This is a genomic window from Alteromonas sp. BZK5 (genome assembly GCF_014349115.1).
GTDB lineage: Bacteria > Pseudomonadota > Gammaproteobacteria > Enterobacterales > Alteromonadaceae > Alteromonas > Alteromonas macleodii.
In genome coordinates this window covers 1-22645 of record NZ_JACSOE010000036.1, presented here as the reverse complement: position 1 = coordinate 22645, position 22645 = coordinate 1, and the positions used below count along the sequence as shown (strand labels likewise).

The 22645-nt window shown below is 46.5% G+C and carries 14 protein-coding genes; 9 read left to right on the top strand and 5 right to left on the bottom strand.

All coding sequences use genetic code 11. From position 1 onward, the window contains the following. Positions 1-20: 20 nt before the first annotated feature. The 5 genes from prpB (at position 21) to BIZ39_RS11830 (ending at position 7461) form a co-directional block, all read left to right on the top strand. Positions 21-896, top strand: coding sequence for a methylisocitrate lyase (gene prpB, locus BIZ39_RS11850; protein WP_014950533.1), 876 nt, complete (start codon positions 21-23; stop codon positions 894-896). Between the two features lie 259 nt (positions 897-1155). Then, positions 1156-2280 carry a 2-methylcitrate synthase gene (prpC, locus tag BIZ39_RS11845; protein WP_187447060.1) on the top strand — a complete coding sequence of 375 codons (1125 nt, stop codon included), beginning with the start codon at positions 1156-1158 and terminating at the stop codon, positions 2278-2280. A gap of 18 nt (positions 2281-2298) precedes the next feature. Continuing rightward, the gene (gene acnD, locus BIZ39_RS11840; RefSeq protein ID WP_187447059.1) at positions 2299-4890 is read left to right on the top strand and encodes a Fe/S-dependent 2-methylisocitrate dehydratase AcnD; all 2592 of its coding nucleotides are present in this window, start codon (positions 2299-2301) and stop codon (positions 4888-4890) included. 11 nt (positions 4891-4901) lie between these two features. Then, positions 4902-6083, top strand: coding sequence for a 2-methylaconitate cis-trans isomerase PrpF (gene prpF, locus BIZ39_RS11835; RefSeq protein WP_168462803.1), 1182 nt, complete (start codon positions 4902-4904; stop codon positions 6081-6083). A 121-nt stretch (positions 6084-6204) separates the two neighbouring features. Then, positions 6205-7461: a response regulator gene (locus BIZ39_RS11830; protein WP_049588096.1), complete on the top strand. Its 1257-nt coding sequence runs from the start codon at positions 6205-6207 to the stop codon at positions 7459-7461. Positions 7462-7471: 10 nt separating this feature from the next. On the opposite strand, the gene BIZ39_RS11825 is transcribed toward BIZ39_RS11830, so the two are convergent. The 5 genes from BIZ39_RS11825 to BIZ39_RS11805 all read right to left on the bottom strand — a co-directional run bounded on the left by BIZ39_RS11825 (position 7472) and on the right by BIZ39_RS11805 (position 14975). After that, complete coding sequence (locus BIZ39_RS11825) at positions 7472-9049, bottom strand: sodium:solute symporter family transporter (RefSeq protein WP_187447058.1); 1578 nt, start codon at positions 9047-9049, stop codon at positions 7472-7474. Positions 9050-9150: 101 nt separating this feature from the next. Continuing rightward, entirely contained in the window at positions 9151-10857 is a 1707-nt protein-coding gene (locus BIZ39_RS11820; protein ID WP_187447057.1) for a PH domain-containing protein, read from the bottom strand. Beyond that, complete coding sequence (locus tag BIZ39_RS11815) at positions 10857-11411, bottom strand: PH domain-containing protein (protein WP_187447056.1); 555 nt, start codon at positions 11409-11411, stop codon at positions 10857-10859. Before BIZ39_RS11815 ends, BIZ39_RS11820 begins: the two co-directional genes overlap by 1 nt. A 174-nt stretch (positions 11412-11585) precedes the next feature. After that, complete coding sequence (gene arcB / locus BIZ39_RS11810) at positions 11586-13940, bottom strand: aerobic respiration two-component sensor histidine kinase ArcB (RefSeq protein WP_187447055.1); 2355 nt, start codon at positions 13938-13940, stop codon at positions 11586-11588. A 99-nt stretch (positions 13941-14039) separates the two neighbouring features. After that, entirely contained in the window at positions 14040-14975 is a 936-nt protein-coding gene (locus tag BIZ39_RS11805) for an N-acetylmuramoyl-L-alanine amidase (protein WP_156086855.1), read from the bottom strand. A 662-nt stretch (positions 14976-15637) separates the two neighbouring features. Here BIZ39_RS11805 and gltB point away from each other — a divergent pair. From gltB to BIZ39_RS11785, 4 genes are all read left to right on the top strand, one after another. Continuing rightward, the gene (gene gltB / locus BIZ39_RS11800; protein ID WP_187447054.1) at positions 15638-20104 is read left to right on the top strand and encodes a glutamate synthase large subunit; all 4467 of its coding nucleotides are present in this window, start codon (positions 15638-15640) and stop codon (positions 20102-20104) included. Positions 20105-20117: 13 nt separating this feature from the next. Further along, a complete protein-coding gene (locus BIZ39_RS11795; RefSeq protein WP_187447053.1) occupies positions 20118-21533 on the top strand; it encodes an FAD-dependent oxidoreductase in 1416 nt (471 codons plus the stop codon). Between the two features lie 201 nt (positions 21534-21734). Beyond that, a complete protein-coding gene (locus BIZ39_RS11790; protein WP_187447052.1) occupies positions 21735-22184 on the top strand; it encodes a hypothetical protein in 450 nt (149 codons plus the stop codon). A gap of 209 nt (positions 22185-22393) precedes the next feature. After that, positions 22394-22645: DUF2726 domain-containing protein (locus BIZ39_RS11785; RefSeq protein ID WP_187447051.1), on the top strand; the 252-nt coding region annotated here is incomplete at its 3' end.

Sequence of the window (22645 nt, the reverse complement as noted above, 5' to 3'; positions counted from 1 at the left end):
CAAATAAGCGAGTGATTATCATGAGTGCAGGAAAGAAATTCAGAACCGCATTAGAGAACAACAAACCGCTACAAATTGTCGGCACCATTAACGCCTATACTGCCATGATGGCAAAGGCTATTGGGCACCAAGCGATTTATCTTTCAGGTGGAGGCGTAGCGAATGCGTCTTACGGCCTACCGGACTTAGGCATGACGTCACTTAATGATGTGATTGCAGACGTTCAGCGCATTACCAGCGCGTGCGATCTTCCGCTAATGGTAGACATCGACACCGGTTGGGGCGGAGCATTTAACATTGCCAAAACTATTCGCGACATGGAAAAAGCAGGCGCGGCGGCAGTTCATATGGAAGACCAGGTTGCGCAAAAGCGCTGTGGTCACCGTCCTAACAAAGAAATTGTTAGCACAGAAGAAATGGTAGACCGCATAAAAGCTGCAGTTGACGCCAGAACTGACCCAGACTTTTTCATTATGGCGCGCACCGACGCGTTCGCACAAGAAGGTTTAGACAAAGCCATTGAACGTGCAAAAGCCTATGTTGCAGCAGGTGCTGACGGTATTTTTGCCGAAGCAGTGCAAACCGAAGAACATTACCGTGCATTTGCTGAAGCGCTAGACGTTCCGATCCTTGCCAATATCACTGAGTTCGGCAAAACCGAACTATGGAATAAAGAAGAGCTTGGTGAATGGGGTGCCGACATGGTGCTTTACCCACTAAGTGCATTCCGTGCGATGAATAAAGCAGCAGAAATGGTTTACAAATCTATACTTGAAAACGGCGACCAAAAAGCCGTTGTCGACAGCATGCAGACACGCATGGAACTGTACGATTATCTTGGCTACCACGAGTACGAGCAAAAACTAGATGCTCTATTCGCAGAAGGTAAGAACTAACACGAATACGAAACAGCAGGAAGCGAGTGAGGTGCGAGGCACCATTGAAGTTGAAACGGTACACAGGGCGTTACCACGCCGTGAACCCATCCATGGGGGCTCCGTTTCGGCATCCATGCCTCAAAGGGGTAACGCCCCGTGCACCGCCCCCACTCTCTCGGTGCCTCGCACCCCACTCGCCTGATGAGTTCAATATAGTTTTTATTTCTAAATTTTTAAAAAAGTACCTTACAAATTTTACAAGACCGGAGACAACAAGATGACTAAACAGTTAAGTGGCGCGGGTTTACGCGGCCAAGTTGCAGGCAAAACAGCATTATCAACCGTAGGTAAATCAGGTTCTGGTTTAACGTATCGTGGCTACGACGTAAAAGACTTAGCGCAAAACTGTCAATTTGAAGAAGTAGCGTACCTTATTCTAAAGGGCAAGCTACCTAACCAGTCTGAGCTAGACGCTTATAAAACAAAACTTCGCAGCATGCGCGGCCTTCCTACCGCGCTTAAAGAAGTGCTAGAGCGCATACCAAAAAATGCTCACCCAATGGACGTACTTCGCACGGGTTGTTCAATGCTAGGTAACCTTGAAATGGAAACCAGCTTCGACCAGCAACAAGATGTTACGGATCGTATGTTAGCTTGCTTCCCAAGTATCATTTGTTACTGGTACCGCTTCTCGCACGACGGCGTGCGCGTAGACGTTGAAACCGATGACGACTCAATTGGAGGTCACTTCCTTCATATGCTTCATGGCGAAAAGCCACGTGAACTTCATGAACAGGTTATGCATGTATCGTTAATTCTTTATGCAGAGCATGAATTTAACGCGTCTACCTTCACTGCACGTGTTTGCGCTTCAACCTTATCTGATATGCATTCTTGTGTAACGGGTGCTATCGGCTCACTTCGCGGCCCGCTTCACGGTGGTGCTAACGAAGCCGCCATGGAAATGATCGAGGGCTTTACCTCTGCTGATGACGCAGAAGAAAAAATGATGGGCATGCTTGAGCGCAAAGAGAAGATCATGGGCTTTGGCCATGCTATTTACTCAGACTCTGACCCGCGTAACGAAATTATCAAGCAATGGTCTGAAAAACTGGCTGCTGATGTGGGTGACGACGTACTTTACCCTGTGTCTGTTCGCTGTGAAGAAGTGATGTGGCGCGAGAAGAAACTTTTCTGTAACGCCGATTTCTTCCATGCCTCTGCGTACAACTTCATGGGTATTCCTACGCCGTTGTTCACACCAATCTTCGTAATGTCTCGTCTAACCGGTTGGGCAGCACACGTTATGGAACAGCGCGCTGACAACCGTATTATTCGTCCGTCAGCAGAATACACAGGCGAAGAACTTCGCCCAGTCCCTGCTATCAGCGAACGCGCTTAAGATTAAGGTTGGGGTTTTATGAATATTGATTACCGTAAACCGCTTCCAAACGCGGGTATCGATTTTTTCGATACCCGTGAAGCGGTAGATGCTATTGAGCCTGGCGCCTACGCCAAGCTGCCTTACACCTCACGTGTACTGGCTGAGAACTTGGTGCGCAAATGCGCCCCTGAAATGCTTACCGACTCACTTAAACAGCTGATTTATCGTAAGCGCGACTTGGACTTTCCGTGGTTTCCTGCTCGCGTAGTGTGTCATGACATTTTAGGTCAAACGGCACTGGTAGACTTAGCGGGGCTTCGCGATGCTATTGCCGCAAAGGGCGGCGATCCGGCGAAGGTTAACCCCGTAGTTCCAACACAGTTGATTGTGGATCACTCATTAGCTGTAGAGCATGCTGGTTTTGAGAAAGACGCGTTTGAAAAAAACCGTGCAATTGAAGACAGACGTAACGACGACCGTTTCCACTTTATCAACTGGACAAAAACGGCATTTAAGAACGTGGATGTTATCCCCCCGGGTAACGGCATTATGCACCAAATCAACTTGGAGCGTATGTCGCCGGTTATTCAAGCTCGCGACGGCGTAGCCTTCCCTGACACGCTAGTAGGTACAGACAGCCATACGCCGCATGTTGATGCACTTGGTGTAATTGCCGTAGGCGTTGGCGGCCTTGAAGCGGAAAGCGTTATGCTAGGCCGGGCGTCTTACATGCGTTTGCCTGACATTGTAGGTGTTGAACTTACCGGCAAACCACAGCCTGGCATTACCGCAACCGACATTGTATTAGCGTTAACTGAATTTTTGCGTAAAGAGCGCGTAGTCTCCGCGTATCTTGAATTCTATGGTGAAGGTGCATCGCACCTAACGCTGGGCGACCGCGCAACCATTTCGAACATGACACCGGAATATGGCGCCACTGCAGCCATGTTCTACATTGACCAGCAAACTATTGATTACTTGCGCCTAACAGGACGTGAGGAAAAGCAAATTGCGCTAGTTGAGCAATATGCTAAGCACACAGGTTTATGGGCTGATGATTTAGAAACTGCCGAGTATGAGCGGGTGCTTACGTTCGACCTTTCTGCTGTTGGACGTAACATGGCTGGCCCTTCTAACCCACACGCACGTTTACCTACCAGCGATTTAGAAAGTCGCGGTATAGCAGCGAAGTGGACCGAGGAGGAAGGCAAAATGCCTGATGGCGCGGTTATTATCGCGGCTATCACAAGTTGTACCAATACATCTAATCCACGCAATGTAATTGCTGCAGGTTTACTTGCTCGAAATGCCAACGCGCGCGGTTTAACCCGTAAGCCGTGGGTTAAGAGCTCACTAGCACCAGGCTCTAAGGCCGTTAAGCTGTATCTTGAAGAAGCTAACCTGATGAGCGAGCTGGAAGATTTAGGCTTTGGCGTGGTTGCCTTTGCGTGTACTACCTGTAACGGTATGAGCGGCGCGCTAGACCCCAAAATTCAGCAAGAGATCATCGACCGCGATCTTTACTCAACAGCAGTATTGTCGGGTAACCGTAACTTCGACGGCCGTATTCACCCTTACGCAAAGCAAGCATTCTTAGCATCGCCACCACTGGTTGTAGCTTACGCCATCGCCGGTACCGTGCGCTTTGATATTGAAAAAGACGTATTGGGCACCGACAAAGAAGGCAACCCAGTAACGCTTAAAGACATTTGGCCAAGCGACGAAGAAATTGACGCTATTGTAGCGAAATCGGTGAAGCCAGAGCACTTCAGAAAAGTGTACGAGCCAATGTTCGACCTTAGCGTTGACTACGGAAAAGACATTAACCCGCTTTATGACTGGCGTGAAATGAGCACCTACATTCGTCGCCCGCCCTATTGGGAAGGCGCAATGGATGCTGAGCGCACCATGAAAGGTATGCGTCCACTGGCTATTTTGGGAGATAACATCACCACCGATCACTTGTCGCCTTCAAACGCTATTTTAGCCAGCAGCGCGGCAGGTGAATACCTCCACAAAATGGGCTTACCGGAAGAAGACTTTAACTCGTATGCCACACACCGTGGTGACCACTTAACCGCACAGCGCGCTACCCTTGCGAACCCGAAAGTGTTCAACGAGATGGTGCTGGAAAACGGTGAAGTGAAGCAAGGTTCACTGGCGCGCGTTGAGCCAGAAGGACAAGTTATGCGCATGTGGGAAGCTATTGAAACCTACATGAACCGCAGACAGCCGCTGATTATTGTAGCCGGCGCTGACTACGGTCAGGGCTCGTCACGAGACTGGGCAGCTAAAGGCGTACGTCTTGCGGGTGTTGAAGTGATTGTAGCTGAAGGTTTCGAACGTATTCACCGCACTAATCTAATTGGTATGGGCGTATTACCGCTTGAGTTTAAACCAGGCACAACACGTAAAACCCTTGAGCTAGATGGCACAGAAACCTACGACGTAAGCGGCGAACCGTCACCAGGGGCAACGCTTACGCTAGTAGTAAACCACCAAAACGGTGAGCAGCTAGAAGTACCAGTAACCTGTCGCTTAGACACAGCAGAAGAAGTCTCTATTTACAGCGCAGGCGGTGTATTACAACGCTTTGCAAAGGACTTCTTAGAAGCTGGAGCTAGCTGAGGGGAAAAAACATGACAAAGTATGCGCCACAACTTCGAGTACCGGCTACCTACATGCGTGGCGGTACCAGTAAGGGTGTGTTTTTCAATTTAACCGATTTGCCAGAAGCCGCGCAAAAGCCAGGTCCGGCGCGCGATGCCCTGCTTCTGCGCGTAATTGGCAGCCCCGATCCGTACGGTAAACAAACCGACGGTATGGGCGGTGCTACATCAAGTACCAGCAAAACCGTTATCTTAAGCAAAAGTGAACGTGAAGGTTACGATGTCGACTACCTATTTGGTCAAGTAGCCATAGACAAGCCATTCGTAGACTGGAGTGGAAACTGCGGAAACCTAACGGCAGCCGTAGGCGCATTTGCGATAACCAATGGGCTAGTGGATAGAAGTAAAATACCAGAAAACGGCATCGCCACCGTCAATATTTGGCAAGCCAATATCAACAAAGCCATTATCGCTAGGGTGCCAATGACTAACGGGGAAGTACAGGAAACCGGCGATTTTGAACTAGACGGTGTCACCTTCCCTGCCGCAGAAGTTGAAGTGGCCTTTGTAGACCCAGCTGACGGTGAAGGGGCAATCTTCCCGACAGGACGATTAGTCGACACACTTGAAGTTCCAGGCGTAGGCTCACTTCAGGCGACCATGATAAACGCGGGTATTCCGACTATTTTCATCAACGCAGAAGATATTGGCTACACAGGCACTGAACTGCAGGATGATATAAACAGCGACTCCGAGGCGCTGTCCAAGTTCGAAGCAATTCGTGCACACGGCGCGGTTCAGATGGGGCTCATCAATGATGTGGGTGAAGCTGCAAACAGGCAGCACACACCAAAAGTCGCGTTCGTTGCACCTCCAAGAGGTTACCAAGCTTCCAGTGGCAAAGATATTTTGGGTTCAGACATTGATGTATTGGTTCGCGCATTGTCTATGGGGAAACTTCATCATGCTATGATGGGCACGGCAGCAGTCGCGATCGCAGCGGCTGCGGCGATACCCGGCACTCTTGTAAATATCGCAGCTGGCGGCGACGAAAGAGACTCGGTTACTTTTGGGCATCCATCTGGAACGCTTAGAGTAGGAGCAAGAGCTACGTTTGAAGACGACAAGTGGCAAATTAAGCAAGCTGTAATGAGCAGAAGCGCGCGTATTTTGATGGAAGGCTCCGTGCGTGTTCCCGCTGAACAAAGTTAGTACAACGCAATGTTACATAAGAATAAAATTATTTAGACATAAGTATAAAACGCCCTCTCTTTGAGGGCTTTTTTGTCTATAATTGGTTATTATCGAAGCCTAAGTGCCGAGAGTAAATCACATGTATAAAGTTCTTGTAGTAGAAGACAGTCTCACTGTCCGAAAGATTGTAAACAAACTTATTGAGGATAATCCTCACTTTACGTGTGATCTGTGCGAAGATCTTGCGGAAGCTAAAAGTGCCCTCGAGAGCGATACCGACTACTTGGCAGCTATCGTCGACTTAAACCTTCCCGACGCGCCCAACGGCGAGAGCGTTGAACTTGCACTTTCCTACAACGTTCCAACAATCGTGCTTACTGGGAATTTCGACGAATTTACTCGTGCTCAGCTACTCGATCAGGGCGTACTGGATTACATCACAAAAGAGTCTCGCTATTCATACCTTCAAGTGTCTAAACTTGTAGACCGCTTAAGAAAGAACCTCACTACCAAAGTGTTGGTAGTGGAAGATTCTAGAACGAGCCGAAATCACATTTGCTCATTACTTCGCAAATTCCAATTTCAGGTGCATGAAGCGAACGATGGCTTAGAAGCGTTGGAAGAGCTTGATAATCACCGCGATATTAAAATGGTTATTGCCGATCACCGTATGCCCAATATGGACGGTTATGAACTGGTTAAAGCAATACGCCACGAAAAACGCATGCAAGACTTGGTATTTATCGGTTTATCGGCAAACGGCGATAGCGTGTTGACTTCGAAATTCATTAAAAGCGGCGCCAATGACTTCTTGTCCAAACCGTTTTATCACGAAGAATTCTACTGCAGAATTATGCAAAACCTTGAATCACAAGAAATGATTCAAACTATTAGAAATTCAGCAAACTTAGACCCGCTAACCAAGGTATATAATCGCCGTTTTCTCTACGAAAGAGCAGAAGAGTTATTTGCAAATAAAGCGTCGAGAAAGGATGTCATTGTGTCTATGATCGATGCTGACAACTTCAAGAGCGTAAACGATACGTACGGCCATAAAACGGGTGACATGTTATTGCAGGAATTTGCTGCATTGTTAAAAGATTACTTCCCTGACGACCTAATTGTGCGCTACGGTGGCGAAGAATTTACGGTGGTATCGGTGAGGCCGCCCAAGGTGTATTTATCGGCGCTTTCAGCGTTTATGGATGCAGTGCGCTCTACTATTTTTACCAATCACAAGTTTAATATTACGTGCAGTATCGGTGTATGTACTGAGGAGCACAAGTGCTTGGAGTCGCAGTTAGAAGTGGCTGACGCGCGCTTGTACGAAGCTAAGCACGCGGGCAAAGATCAGGTTATTCTGAGAGACGCAGTCGCCAAAACAGTAGAGGCGTAAATCACTGAGTCTACTGCAGCCAACGCGGCATTAAGTAGCAAACAACGACCAATAAGCAAAAATAGCCAAGCAATAGGGTGGCAATCGGCTTATCAATCAGTAAGCGTCGTTGACCAGAGGTGGTGATCGTCGCTGTATCGTTTTCATCATTAGCTGATAAAGCAGACAAGATAATAGCGGGTATCACTGTGCTCGCGAACCCCGTTACATTCCACCAAAACCAAAACACGTCCTCGACAAAAAATGCGAACGACAAATTAGTCAGCACGCCACACATCAGGCCGGTATTGACCTGTGTGGCATTTATCTTCTTCGTTAGCATGCCAAGTAGAAACACAGCCAAGACAGGACCAAAAAAAACAGAGCCCACTTTGTTCACCGCTTCTATTACGGTAGGCGCTATATCGCCAGCGTTGAGCGAAAGCAGCAAAATAATCCCTCCCCAAAGCAAGCCCGCAAACTTAGCATGACTCAGGTAGCCTTCAGGTTTTGCGCGTTTCCGAGTGAGTTTGAAATAATCTTCAAGCGAAACAGCGGCAAGAGAGTTTATTGCTGAGCTCAGTGATGACATGGCTGCAGCAAGAATAGCGACCACAAGCAAGCCGATAAGCCCATGAGGTAAATAATTAAGAATAAAGACCGGCATAAGCCAGTCCGGATTATCTTTAGGAATTTGCGATAGCAAGTTGGCGTCGTTAAACGTTAGTGTGCCGACCACCAAGCCTGCTAAACAATATAGAAGTGTTATAGGGAACCTAAAAATGCCATTGGCTAACATCATCTTTTTAAGATCGCTTTCCGATTTCGCTGACAATGCCCTCTGTGCTTCTGATTGATCACAACCGTAGTATGAGGCGTAAAGGATCACGCCACCTAGCACCATAGGAAAAAAGCCGAAGCCGTCACCATCAAAACCCAGAGATGAAAAATTAAGGGTAGAGACCCGCTCGCTTGGAAGTAACTGTAAAAAATGCTCCCAACCGCCTAATGCGTTAAGACCAAAAGCAATGCAGATAGCTGTGCCCAAAACGATGACAACCATTTGTACCGCGTCACCATATACAACTGCTTTCATGCCTCCTTGTAAGGAGTACAAAACGGTAATCACACCAATGAGTAATATTGCCTGCGTGGATGAAACCTGCATGGTTCCTTGCAATATAATGGATAGCGCGTAAACCATTATGCCGGTAGCGAAGGCTCTGCTAAATTGAAATACAACACTGATACAAATACGGGTAGAGGTAGAGAAACGTCGCTCAAGATAGTCATAAATACTCACCACACCGCTTCGGTATAATGTAGGCAACACGGTGGTAATGAGTAAAAGCATGGCTAACGGAACTGCTAGTTCATAAGAGAGCCAAATCAGCCCTCCACCCTCACGGAAGCCGACAAATGCAGGAGCGGAAATGAAACTGACCGCCGAGAGTTGCGTCGCCATCACTGAAAGTAACAGCGGTTTCCAACTTAAGCTTCTTCCAGCGAGAAAATAATCTTTCTTTGACTGCTGTCCACGCAAGCTAAAGCCGATGACGAGTAACGTGATGAGGTAAATCGCGATGACACTGTAATCAAGAATATCCATATAGACGCAAGGTTAAGCAACTAAATACCTACCATTACATAAACTCGGTCTATTTGCATAAAAAACGTATAAAAAAGCAGCGCTCAAAGAAACAGTGTACGTTACATCCAAGACCTTCTGGTTGACTCCACCTCGAATAGCACACTATCTGCTAGTTTATTAACGTAGTCTTCTGGTAGAAACGGCACAGTCACCGCCCCCGAAGCCAGTACAAACTTAACGGTGGCCTGTTTTCTTCGCTTCATAAACACGCTTTGCTTAACGATAACTTGCTGCGCTTTATAGGGCTCAAAGCATTGATAGTCGATGCCTATTCTACCTCGCCTTATATAAACGTACTTACTGTCGTAGGCTATACCCCATCGCCACCACCTAAGCGTGAGTAACAGCGATACCGCACTAAAGACAACGAGTGAACCTAGCATAATATCTAGATGGGATGACACAGCGCCAATAGTGAAAAAGGTAATAAAAGGCAACGTCCAGCCCGCAAGCAACCAAAAAGTAATAAATCGCTTACTAATGGTTTGATAATCTTGACCTCGCAGGTCACATCCAGGCATCACTTCTTGACTAAGCGCGAAGGCTTCATCTTCGGTTACCGATGGCACAATAAGCTTATTTGGCGACATCAGTTCTTGCATTTGCTGCCCAGCCGTTGAGTTCTGCTCAAAATACAAATTCACCCGCTTTAGTATTTTATCCAGCCAGTCTTGCTTCGCCGTAATCATTTGGATGCGTGAAGCTCGCATGCTGACTTCCAGTTTATTAAGCAAGCCGCTGCGACGGATATAGCGATCACCTGTTCGTGAAAGTGTGTAGCCGTAAAAAGTGAAAAGCGCGCCACCAACACTCAGCAGTGCCACTAACGCCATAAGCATCATGAGAATGACAAAGGCATACAATCCAAATTGCCACCACGCAACCGTTTGTTCCCCAACCAGCTGATTAAGCTGCAAGCCTTTATCGGCTAACCACTCTGAAACCAGACCGAACACATCGTCATAAAAAGGTGCCGCAGCACCCAGTATGATCCACACGCGATTGTTGGTGATACCGTGAATAATAATGTCTTTCACGGACCGTCGATTTAATACTTCTTCATTTGAATGGGAAGAATCTACCGCTTTAGCGCGCGTTCGTGGCGTGGGAAAAGATGAACTCTGCTCGTCGGATAAATCTTCATTTGGCAAACAATCCAGGTCACCTTCATCGTGCAGCGCTTTTTCATACAACACCTGCTTTTTTAGCGCTTCAGCATAATCTTCAGGAACCGCTACAATTTTAGCTTCTTCTTTCCCACTTCCTGCGGTATCAAGCACCACTAGCGCGTACCCAAAAGGTCGGTAATAAAAAGGGCGTTCTATCTTAACGTTTTGAATACGCCACAAGGGCAAGTTGGTATAGCGGCGTTGAAACACGCCATGATGAATCTCAACGTGCTGGTTGTGCACGCGAAACTTGTACATTAAAAAGCTTATTACGCCGCTGACACTGGTAGATAGAAAGAGGATTCCAGCACCGATTAGTACTTCAGGCGACAGCAGGTTATCCCAAATATTGAACGATATGGCTAAGGCGGGGATGGTATAAATAAGCACTTGAGCCGAGTTGGTAAAATTGCGAATAGTAAAATACAAAATAGAAATTAGAGAGAGGCGCTGCCACTCATCACCCGTCTCTACTTTAAGTTTCGGTTCTTCCATATTAGCATCTTGCCCATGGGATTTGAGCACAGCATCTTCTTTCAGCTCTTTTGGCTGATTAAGTGTAGGCGCTTGGTGTGAGGGCGTTTCTGATACCGTCATTAGCGTGCACCTATGGCTTTATGAGCAAGAATGAACTCACGCAACTGCTCTGCCCTTTCAATGCTTAACCCAGGTATTTCAAACGTGTGCATTTCACCACCAGCCGAAAACACCTGAAGTGAGGCAAGACTCGCCCACCTGTCCAATGGACCGCGATTAACCTCTACATGCTGAACACGCAAAATAGGTTGGCACGAAAGTTTTCTAAAAATTAGCCCTGACTGCTTACTGATGTCTTGCTCTCGAATCGCATAAAATATGCGTACATCAGCAAAAAAGTGGTACAGCGCCCATAGAGAGCCTACAGCGACGATACCAGCAACAACATACGGGTAAGCTTGCAGCAGTCCTTCTGGCAATGACCAAAAGCTTTGGAATCGTAACGCAGAAGCAATACCTATTAGCACTGAGGCTATCAATCCAATGGAGAGGATATTTAGTGTCCGGTACTTTTTGGATATAGGAAGTAATGCGAGCGTTTGAAGTGAGGGAATTTCCTCAACACTGAGCTGATTATTTGAAAACACGGTTTCTTGTTGTGCGCTAATTGTCATCGCATTAATTCCTTTTGCCACTGTATAAATAAGATCAGCCTGCCGCTTTTTTTAAGGAGAGGCTTAGCTACTTAGCAACGCTGCTCTGACCGCTTTCTCTAGCGCAGTTTTTATAACAAAAAAGAGGGCAAGCCCTCTTTTTTACGTTTCCTATTAAAGAGCGCGTTATGCTAACTAGTCATCAACCTGCTGTTCATTCAGCCAATCGTGTAGTGCCTTCATGTCGTGCTGAACCGCCATTTGTAGCTCTTCCACCCAATCATGCACGTTCTCCCACCATGTAGGGTGGTCGCCCTGTTGAATTTGATTAGCAATACGCTGTACACGAGCCAAACCAACAGAGCCAGCGGCGCCTTTAATTTTGTGAGCCTGTGAGCACACTTCTGACTTTTCGTCCGCACTTAAACTTAGCTGCAGTATTTCCATGTATTCAGGCATTTTTTCTTGGAATACTTTAACGCTAGCGCGCACCATTTCATCCCCTATGGTATCAACTAACATCTGTAACAAGTCCATATCTAAAATGTTACTTAATGTTTTGTTAGGTTCAGGGCGCTCTACTTCGCCATCAATTTCAAGCGGTGCAGGTGGTGCATGGAACAGCTCGTTAAACACCTCGATAACGCGAGATTTTTTAATCGGCTTCGCAATAACGTCATCCATACCGTTTTCTAAGTATTCATCACGCTTTTTAATGACGTTTGCCGTTAGCGCCACGATAGGCGTTTGCATAACCAGATCTTCTTCAATAATCGTACTTGCCACATCGAATCCTGTCATGTCAGGCAATTGAATATCAAGCAAGATAAGGTCGTATTGGTTTTCCCTGACTTTGTCTATGGCTTCTTGACCGGTCATTGCTACATCGACTTTCTGGCCAAGCTTCTCGAGCAAGGCTTTAGCGACCATTACGTTCAATTCAATATCTTCTACTAACAAGATATTGAGCCCTGTTACTTGAAGCTGCGCGACTTTCATCGGGCTATTAGAAATTTGAACAGGCAACACAATTTCAAAACGGGTGCCTTTACCCACTTTACTTGAAACGTGAATTTCACCTTTCATCAAGTCGACCATTTGCTTACAAATTGCCAATCCAATACCGGTACCTGTGGCCGATTGGTGGTCAGGGTGATCAACCTGATAGTACATGGCAAAAATCTTATCAATTTCGCTTTCAGGAATACCTACGCCCGTGTCTTCAATCACAAATGTTACATACGCCTTATCACCATCAGGTTTCGTCGATGAAACCGTTAGACTTACGTGACCTTTTTGTGTGAACTTCACTGCGTTAAACAGGATGTTCCATAATATCTGACGAAGGCGCGTACCATCTATTTCAACAAGACGGGGAAGCGGCTCGTTAATTGTCGTTTTAAGCTCTAGCTGTTTGTCGGCTGCAAGTAGACGAATAATGCTGCTAAGTTCTTCGGTAAAGTCTTTCAACGATATGGTTTTTAGACTCAGCTCAAGCTTATCTCTGTCTAACTTATCAAGGTCGATAATATCGTTAAAAATATTACCTAATGTTATAGCGCTGGCGTATATCGTACTTACCCAGTTAAATTGTTCTTCACTCAACTCGGTATCACGCAGCATACGGCTTAAGCCCACAATACCGTTCAGCGGTGTGCGTAGCTCATGACTTATGGTTGCGATAAAGCGGGTTTTGTCGGTACTTGCTTTTGCAGCAGCGTTTTCAGCCTGCTTACGCTCAGTCATGTCTCGACCGAACGACAACAAGCCAATGCGATTACCGTCTTTATCGAAGAAAGGTACACGCTTCATTTCGAAGTAACGACGACGTCCATCAGCGAAGCGAAGCCACAGCTCTTCTGTGATACTGGCGTTGGTTTCTAGAACTTCGTGATCACTCGCTACAATTTGGCGGGCAAGCTCTTCCTCATATACGTCTTTTGGCGTTAAGCCAAGCAGCTCTTGCTCGGTTTTGCCCGTCATAAGCTCCGCTATACGGTTACAACCAGCAAACCTGCCTTCTTCATTTCGGTAATATATTAAGTCTGGTGAGGCATCGATGATTGAACGTAATAAGGTTGATAAGCGGCGTGCTTGTGCTTCTTGTTCTGATTTATCCTGAATTTCTTTTTCTAAGTCTTTAAACAGCGCCTCACGCTCTTCTTGTGCTTGCTTGCGCTGCTCTATCTCGTGATTAAGCTGTCTGATGTTGCTTTGAAGTTCGCGGTTAAGAAAGACATCTTCTTCACGCAAACTTTCCAACTGGCTTACCACTTCCTTTAAGTTGGTACGTGAGTTTTCTAATTGCTTGATTAACTCACTAAAGAAATAAAGTACCCAAGGCGCAGATAACATGGTCAGTACTACAGCACTGATGAAGTCATCGGGCTGAACCTGGCTTCCCATGCTCACGCGAATTACGTATGAGCCCCCTAGCGTAAACACAAGCGAAAGAACAACAAACAATATGCTGAGCTTTAGAGTGCCAAAACGCTGAACAAATTGGGCAAAGCGAATTGCCCAAGAATCGTTTGGTGAATCTGAATGCATGTACGTCTAATTTAAGCTTATTTTGCGGTTATCCTATCAGGCTTTCCTCTTTTCGGGAATGCGGTTTGTCAAAGCATAACTCTGTGGCCCTGCTCAGAATTAGGATTTGAAAGGCGACTTTTCAGTAATTTCATTAATGTATTTGGTATTCACCCATCCCACCTTCGTGTAAGACACTTTCGCCCACTCCCCTCGCTTTTCCAGTATTTTTAGCACTTCGCCCTTATTCAAACCGTTCTCGACAGTTGGGTACGAAACATCTGGCCCTTTTCTCACATTCAGCGAATTGGCACTTACATTGGCCACCCGCTTTACAGGGCTAGCGAGATCCCGCTGAATTTGATCATGCGCCTCTCGCTGTGAATTCGAATCACTTGACTCAGTTGCCCACCTTTCACTATCACTTTGCAAAACAGCGGCTTTGAGTCTTTGAAGGGGAAAAGCGGGGCCAGGATCGACCTTTCGTGACGGCGCTATTTCTTCATGCCCGACGATAGTAGAGATGTTGTAGTGGCTACACAACGCTTTACACAGCGATAGCGTCCTAACAATTTGTACGTCGGTGTACTTGTGCCAATAGCCCATAGACTGTTGGTTAATGTGCTGGGCAGCTAATACTTCATTCTCGCCAAAAATTTCGCCAAACCAACTTTCAAAGGTGCCGTCTCCTCTAGCCTTAAGCTGGCCGGCATTGTCTAATTCAATGCCGATAGAGTACTGATTCAAGCCACTACGCCCCTCGTAATAACTTTCTCCTGCGTGCCACGCTATTTTATTAGTCGGAAGCATTTGAACAATGTCACCATTGCGTCCAACGGCAAAGTGAGCTGACACACCGCTATCGGCATTGGTCAAGACATTCACCGAAGATGAAAGGCTACTACCGGCGGTAAAATGAATAACAATAGTATCGGGAGATCCAGATTGAAAACGCCCAGATGTGTTAGGAGAAAGCCTGAAGGTGATATTGTCGCCAGTTAGAATATGATCATCTATACTAAATAAAGGCAGTGGTGAAGCATGTAGTGTATTCATACAATAATCCTTATTGTCTTAACAGCACGCCACCACAGTGAATTTTTATTCTTCGCCTTCCACATAAGCGTACACTCAATTCACACACAGGGCTCTCTATCAACATCCTTCAGCGCACCACGAGCCTTACCTGTGGTTAATTTTCAACCAACATAGCAAACTACTTATATTAGTGGAACCATAGCTTTACAAATTAATAAAAATACACCGCAAACCGCTATTGACAACATAAAACATCAATTTCAAAGCATATTTATTCATTAATAAAACGCAAATGAGAAGTAATATCATTTATAAGGGATGAGTTATTAACTTTGCAATACTGATAACATTTTTGTTACAAACATAAATGATGACACGTAAACAACTGATTAATATCGACTTAATTATATTTATACTAATTCACTATAAAGCTTATACTTTTAGCGTTTGATTTTAGTTTTCAATGTGGGTATTTTGTACGGCCCGCATGGCAATAATGCATAAAAATGCGGAAACGACTGGTATCCTCTAATAATAAATAAACGACAAGAAAGACGCATATTGCGAGCAATACCGCGCGCAAGCAAAAAAGACGTCTAACAATGTTGTGATACGCACACCTAGGCGCATCTACACGCAACGCATACCTTGCCCAGTCTTAAGGTTGAAGGAGTTAAGAGATGAGTTTATATAATCCCAATGATTCCCGGGACAACTGTGGGTTTGGCTTAATCGCTCACACTCACGGGGAAGCCAGTCATGAATTGGTAACCACTGCAATACACGGCCTTGACCGTATGCAGCATCGTGGCGGTATCGCCGCAGACGGGAAAACCGGTGACGGCTGTGGTTTATTACTACAGAAGCCGGATGCGTTCTTCCATGCAATCGCCGAAGATAATGGCTGGAAACTCAGCAAAAAATACGGCGTGGGCATGATTTTCTTAAGTCAGGACCCTGTACTTGCGCAAGCCGCGCGTGAAGTACTTAATGAAGAACTTGAAAAAGAAACACTTTCAGTAGTGGGCTGGCGCGAAGTGCCTGTTGACCGCTCGGTACTGGGTGAATTAGCGCTTACAGGCGTTCCACAAATTGAACAAGTATTTGTGAACGCACCAGCGGGCTGGAGAAAACGCGACCTTGAGCGTCGCTTATATATGATCCGTCGCCGTGCTGAAAAACGCCTTGAAGCAGATCCAGATTTTTACGTAGCGTGTTTATCAGGCTTGGTAACGATCTATAAAGGCTTAGTGATGCCAAAAGACTTGCCAGCCTTCTATCACGATCTTGCCGATGAGCGCATGCAAAGCGCGATCTGCGTTTTCCACCAGCGCTTCTCGACAAACACGTTACCACGCTGGCCGCTAGCTCAACCCTTCCGTTTCCTTGCGCATAATGGTGAAATTAACACCATCAAAGGCAACCGCGACTGGGCAATGGCACGTGCAGCGAAATTTTCAACGCCGCTTATCCCCGACCTTAAAGATGCTGCACCTTTCGTAAATACTGAAGGTTCAGACTCATCGTCATTGGATAACATGCTGGAGCTATTCCTAGCCGGTGGTATGGATTTATTCCGTGCCATGCGTTTACTGGTTCCACCAGCCTATCAAAACAACAAAACCATGGATGATGACCTTCGTGCATTCTACGAGTTTAACTCAATGCACATGGAACCATGGGATGGCCCTGCCGGTATCGTTTTAACCAACGGCCGTCACGTAGCCTGTAACCTTGATAGAAACGGCTTGCGTCCAGCTCGCTATGTCATTACCAAAAATGGGTTTATTACTCTAGCCTCAGAAGTAGGTATTTGGGACTACGAGCAAGCTGACGTGATTGAGAAAGGCCGCGTTGGTCCAGGTGAAATGCTTGCCGTAGATACTTACACGGGCAAAATCTGGCGCTCTACAGAAATTGATGATGACCTTAAAGCTCGCCACCCTTATAAAGAGTGGTTAGATAAGCACATTCGTCACCTTACGCCAATTGAGCAGCTTGATGCCTCGCTTATTGGTAAGCGCGTATTTGATGACGATGCCATGGCGGTCTACCACAAGCTACACGCCTACAGCTACGAAGAAATTCAACAAGTTGTAAAAGTTCTCGCGAAAGACGGTCAAGAAGCCGTTGGCTCTATGGGCGACGATACGCCAATGGCGGTAATGTCATCGCGCCAGCGCACGGTTTACGATTACTTCCGTCAGCAGTTTGCCCAGGTAACCAATCCACCTATCGACCCGCTACGTGAAAACCACGTCATGTCGTTGGCAACCTGTATTGGCCGCGAGCAAAACGTATTTAGCGAAACATCGGGTTACGCTGACCGCGTGTTATTCGACTCGCCGGTATTAATGTATACCGACCTTAAACAATTGCGTGAATTTAACCCAGACAACTACTACTCAGAAGTAGTAGAGCTTCAATACGCGCCGCAAGAGGGCTTGAAAAAAGCCATTGAGCGCGTGTCTAACGAAGTAGAGATGCTGGTTAAAAATAAGCGGGCTGCGTTTGTTATTCTGTCTGACAGAAACATCAAGCAAAACCGCTTGGTGATCCCAGCCGCGATGGCCGTGGGTGCGGTACAGCGACGACTGGTTGAAAAATCACTGCGCTGCGACGCGAACGTTGTTATAGAAACAGCGAGTGCCCGTGACCCGCATCACTTTGCCGTACTTATTGGCCTTGGTGCAACGGCGGTTTACCCATTCCTTGCCTATGAAACTATCGAACAGCTTTGCGAAAAAGGCGAGTTAGATATTGCTCCTATGCAGGCTACGTTGAACTACCGTAAAGGTATCAACAAGGGCTTGTATAAGATCATGTCTAAGATGGGTATCAGTACAGTCGCGAGCTACCGTAGCTCTAAGCTCTTCGAAGCCGTGGGGATTAACAATGAAGTAATGAATCTTTGCTTCAAAGGCGTGACCTCACGTATTCAGGGCGCAGGCTTTGATGATTTCCACCAAGATCTCATCAACCTGAATCGCATTGCATGGCTTAAGCGTAAGTCTGTTGATCACGGTGGCTTACTTAAATATGTGCACGGTGGCGAATATCACGCCTATAACCCAGACGTAGTTAGCACGCTGCAAAAAGCGGTTGTGTCGGGTAACTATGACGACTACCAGCAATACGCCAAGCTTGTTAACGAGCGTGCCCCTGCACACATTCGCGACTTGCTGGCCATTAATCCAGACTGCGATCCTATTGATATTAGCGAAGTAGAAGCACCGGAGAACTTGTTCCCACGTTTCGATACTGCGGCTATGTCAATTGGTGCATTAAGCCCAGAAGCCCACGAAGCGCTGGCTATTGCAATGAACCGTTTGGGCGGTCAGTCTAACTCGGGCGAAGGTGGCGAACACCCTTCTCGTTTTGGGACTGAAAAGAACTCTAAGATTAAGCAGGTTGCGTCAGGACGCTTCGGTGTGACACCTCACTATTTGGTTAACGCTAACGTTATTCAAATTAAAGTGGCGCAAGGTGCTAAACCGGGTGAAGGCGGTCAGCTTCCTGGTGATAAAGTGAATAAATACATCGCACAGCTTCGTTTCTCTGTGCCAGGTGTAACCCTTATTTCACCACCACCGCACCACGATATCTATTCAATTGAAGATTTGGCTCAGCTAATTTTCGATTTGAAGCAGGTTAACCCAACGGCGCTAATATCAGTAAAACTGGTATCTGAACCGGGTGTTGGCACCATTGCAACGGGTGTAGCAAAAGCCTATGCAGACCTTATTACCGTATCAGGGTACGACGGCGGAACAGGTGCAAGCCCATTAACGTCAGTTAAATATGCGGGTAGCCCGTTCGAGCTTGGTTTATCTGAAACTCAGCAAGCGCTTATTGAAAACGGCTTACGTCACAAAGTACGCGTTCAAACCGACGGTGGTTTGAAAACAGGCTTAGACGTAGTAAAAGCCGGTATTTTAGGCGCTGAGAGCTTTGGTTTTGGTACAGGTCCAATGGTGGCTTTAGGCTGTAAATATCTACGTATTTGCCACTTGAACAACTGTGCGACCGGTGTTGCAACGCAGGATCAAAAACTGCGTGACGACCACTTCATTGGCTTACCTGATATGGTAATGAACTACTTCAAGTTTATTGCTCAAGAAGTGCGTGAAATCATGGCGTCTATGGGTATTGCTAAGTTCGACGACCTTGTTGGTCGCACAGAGCTACTTAAAGTTCTAGATGGCATTACCGCTAAGCAAAACCGTTTAGATTTGTCTCCGTTGCTAGCGCAGCCTAAAGCAGGCGACCATACGCGCTTATTCTGCTCACAAACGACCAACGCACCTATCGATAAAGGTGAATTGAACGCGCAGATGCTTAAAGACGGCCAGCAAGCGGTTGTTGACGGTAAATCTATTACCTTTAAATACCCAATCCGCAATACGGATCGCTCTGTCGGCGCATTGCTATCAGGTGAAATCGCTAAACACCACGGTAACCACGACTTTGAAGATACACCTATCAAAGTTGAACTTACCGGTACAGCGGGTCAGAGCTTCGGTGTGTGGAACGCTGGCGGCCTACATATGCACCTTGAAGGTGATGCCAACGATTATGTAGGTAAAGGGATGACCGGCGGTAAGCTTGTTATTCACCCACCACGCAATATCTCTTACGACGCCCACGACAGCGCCATTATGGGTAACACCTGCCTTTACGGTGCAACAGGCGGTAAGCTGTTTGCTGCTGGCCGTGCTGGCGAGCGCTTTGGCGTACGTAACTCTGGTGCTATTGCGGTAGTTGAAGGCATTGGCGATAACGGCTGTGAATATATGACAGGCGGCATCGTGGCTGTACTTGGTCCGGTTGGTGTTAACTTCGGTGCAGGTATGACTGGTGGTTTTGCTTATCTTATGGATGATGGCGACGACCTTGATAACCGTGTAAATGCGGAACTGGTCGATGTAATGCCAATTGAAGATAAAGCGATTCTTGCTGAGCACTTACGTGGCTTAATTAATCAGCATTACGAAGAAACAGGAAGCGAGCACTCGTTGTCGTTGCTTACTGACTTCGCCGCAACGCTGAAACGCTTCAAGCTTATTAAGCCAAAAACCAGTGATGTGAAAAACTTGCTTGGTCACATCAGTCGTTCAAGTGCTGAATTACGCATTCAGGCTCAGTAGGAGGATTTAGTTTATGGCAAAGAACGTATATCAATTTGTCGATGTTGAACGTATCGATCCGCCGAAAAAGCCGATCATGGTACGTAAACAAGAGTTCGCGGAAATTTATCAACCGCTGAGCCAATCTCAAACCGAAGGCCAAGCAGATCGCTGCTTGGACTGCGGTAACCCATACTGTGAATGGAAGTGTCCTGTACACAACTATATTCCACAATGGTTAAGCTTGGCGAACGAAGGCCGTATTTTGGAAGCTGCGGAACTCTCTCATAAAACCAACAGTTTGCCGGAAGTATGCGGCCGCGTATGTCCACAGGACAGACTGTGCGAAGGTGCATGTACACTGAATGACGATTTTGGCGCTGTGACTATCGGTAGTATTGAGAAGTACATTACCGATACAGCATTCAAAATGGGCTGGCGCCCAGATATGTCTGACGTGGTATGGACCGACAAGAAAGTGGCGATTGTAGGTGCCGGCCCTGCTGGTCTTGCATGTGCTGATATCCTGGTTCGTAACGGCGTTAAACCTGTTGTTTACGACAAATACGAAGAAATTGGTGGCCTACTTACATTTGGTATCCCGTCTTTTAAATTAGAGAAAGACGTAATCAAGCTACGCCGCCAAATTTTTACCGAGATGGGTGTTGAGTTCGTACTTAACACTGAGATTGGTAAAGACATACAGTTCCAGGACTTAATCGATAAGTACGACGCCGTTTTCTTAGGCATGGGTACGTACAAGTCAATGCAAGGCGGCTTTGACAACGAACACGTTGAAGGCGTATATGATGCACTTCCTTTCCTTATAGCCAACACCAACCGCGTAATGGGTCTTGAAAAAGATCCTGCTGATTTTGTTGACATGAAAGGCAAGCGTGTTGTTGTGCTAGGTGGTGGTGATACCACCATGGACTGTGTACGCACCTCAATTCGTCAAGAAGCTGCACAAGTAACCTGTGCATATCGTCGTGACGAAGAAAGTATGCCTGGTTCACGCCGCGAAGTGGTTAACGCTAAAGAAGAGGGCGTTGAGTTTAAATTCAACCTACAGCCTCTTGATATAGCCGTTGATGAAAACGGAAAAGCCTGTGGCGTTAAGTTCGTTAAAACCGAAATGGGGCCGCCAGATGTAAATGGTCGTCGCCGTCCTGTTGAAGTAGAAGGTTCTGAACACGTACTTGAAGCAGATGCAGTTATCATCGCATTTGGTTTCCAACCAAGCCCTGCGCCATGGTTTGCTGACTTCGGCATTATGCTTGATGAAAAAGGTCGCGTACGCGCGCCATCTGCTGGCAAATTTGCTTACCAGACCTCTCACCCGCAAGTCTTTGCCGGTGGCGATATGGTACGTGGTAGTGACTTGGTTGTTACTGCTATCGACGAAGGCCGTAAAGCCGCAGAAGGGATTATGGACTATATTGGCGTTTAACCTTCGCTAACTAAGGCCTATTGTCCATTTACGAAAAGCTCGATAGTTCTGCTATCGAGCTTTTTTTATGCACACTTCGATGATACGGAAAACGCTAAAAGTATACGTTAATAGACCAAGGTTTAGTTGAAGCGCGAGCGTTACGACTCTACTATCGTTTAAGCAATTAAAGACATCGCACATCGGGTGAAGAATCTATCTATGCAGCATTTAAACATTAAGAAACTTACATTGTGTCTAACACTGGCGATAGCAGCGAGCAATGCCAGCTTAGCTGATACCGTTGCTGTTGACGCTTCATTAAATGCGCAAGTTAACAACCAAACCAAGAAACAAAGCGTCAACTCTTCACCTAGTAAGCCAAGCATCATGTCTTGCCCTTCTGATTTTCAGCAAGTTAAAATTTCTGATGATGCAAGACAATGCCAAGCATTTGACGAAAGTAAGACAGCAGTAATGGTTTACCACTCTCCTCGCTCCCCGAGTGAATTACTGAATGTTTACCAAACGGCGCACCCCGCTTTAAAAACTCACACGCCAATTAGCGGCCGCACGTTGTTATCCTCAGAAGATAAAGGGGTCAGAGTAATAATCAGCCCAGATAATACTGGCTCTCAAGTGGATATTCTTGTTACATCCACAACGAAATAAGCCCTTTTAGCAAGACAACTACGAAATCTACTCATGTTGGCATCTGCTTTGCAAAATCATCAATAACTACTCCACGGTAACAGTGAGTGTCATTTTTATGACGCTCAAACTGCAAACGGAGCCCAAGCTTTTTTCGATATAAACACTTTAGCGGGCTTCTTTATTATGCATTCCGTGGGCTTTAACTATTGAAATTTGCGAGGGTTACGATGGAATTGGCAATTATTCTAATGATGTTACTTATTGTCGTTGCACTGGGTGCCATAAAGTTGTCAGACGGCGGTGTCGCATTTCCATTTAGGCGAAAGCCGCAATTGTTCACCCCCGTTGAGCACTCTTTTTTAAACCTTATCGAACAGGCTATGGGAAGAGAGTTTCGCATAGTGTGCCGTGTGCGTCTTAACGATTTAGTGGCGGTTCGCCAGTCTGCAAATAAAAAGACGGCAAGCCAAGCCATCAGC

What these genes read in the sequence shown, in the direction of transcription:
- prpB (WP_014950533.1), top strand. Translation starts at nt 21, where the DNA reads ATGAGTGCAGGAAAGAAATTCAGAACCGCATTAGAGAACAACAAACCG.
- prpC (WP_187447060.1), top strand. Translation starts at nt 1,156, where the DNA reads ATGACTAAACAGTTAAGTGGCGCGGGTTTACGCGGCCAAGTTGCAGGC.
- acnD (WP_187447059.1), top strand. Translation starts at nt 2,299, where the DNA reads ATGAATATTGATTACCGTAAACCGCTTCCAAACGCGGGTATCGATTTT.
- prpF (WP_168462803.1), top strand. Translation starts at nt 4,902, where the DNA reads ATGACAAAGTATGCGCCACAACTTCGAGTACCGGCTACCTACATGCGT.
- BIZ39_RS11830 (WP_049588096.1), top strand. Translation starts at nt 6,205, where the DNA reads ATGTATAAAGTTCTTGTAGTAGAAGACAGTCTCACTGTCCGAAAGATT.
- BIZ39_RS11825 (WP_187447058.1), bottom strand. Translation starts at nt 9,049, where the DNA reads ATGGATATTCTTGATTACAGTGTCATCGCGATTTACCTCATCACGTTA.
- BIZ39_RS11820 (WP_187447057.1), bottom strand. Translation starts at nt 10,857, where the DNA reads ATGACGGTATCAGAAACGCCCTCACACCAAGCGCCTACACTTAATCAG.
- BIZ39_RS11815 (WP_187447056.1), bottom strand. Translation starts at nt 11,411, where the DNA reads ATGACAATTAGCGCACAACAAGAAACCGTGTTTTCAAATAATCAGCTC.
- arcB (WP_187447055.1), bottom strand. Translation starts at nt 13,940, where the DNA reads ATGCATTCAGATTCACCAAACGATTCTTGGGCAATTCGCTTTGCCCAA.
- BIZ39_RS11805 (WP_156086855.1), bottom strand. Translation starts at nt 14,975, where the DNA reads ATGAATACACTACATGCTTCACCACTGCCTTTATTTAGTATAGATGAT.
- gltB (WP_187447054.1), top strand. Translation starts at nt 15,638, where the DNA reads ATGAGTTTATATAATCCCAATGATTCCCGGGACAACTGTGGGTTTGGC.
- BIZ39_RS11795 (WP_187447053.1), top strand. Translation starts at nt 20,118, where the DNA reads ATGGCAAAGAACGTATATCAATTTGTCGATGTTGAACGTATCGATCCG.
- BIZ39_RS11790 (WP_187447052.1), top strand. Translation starts at nt 21,735, where the DNA reads ATGCAGCATTTAAACATTAAGAAACTTACATTGTGTCTAACACTGGCG.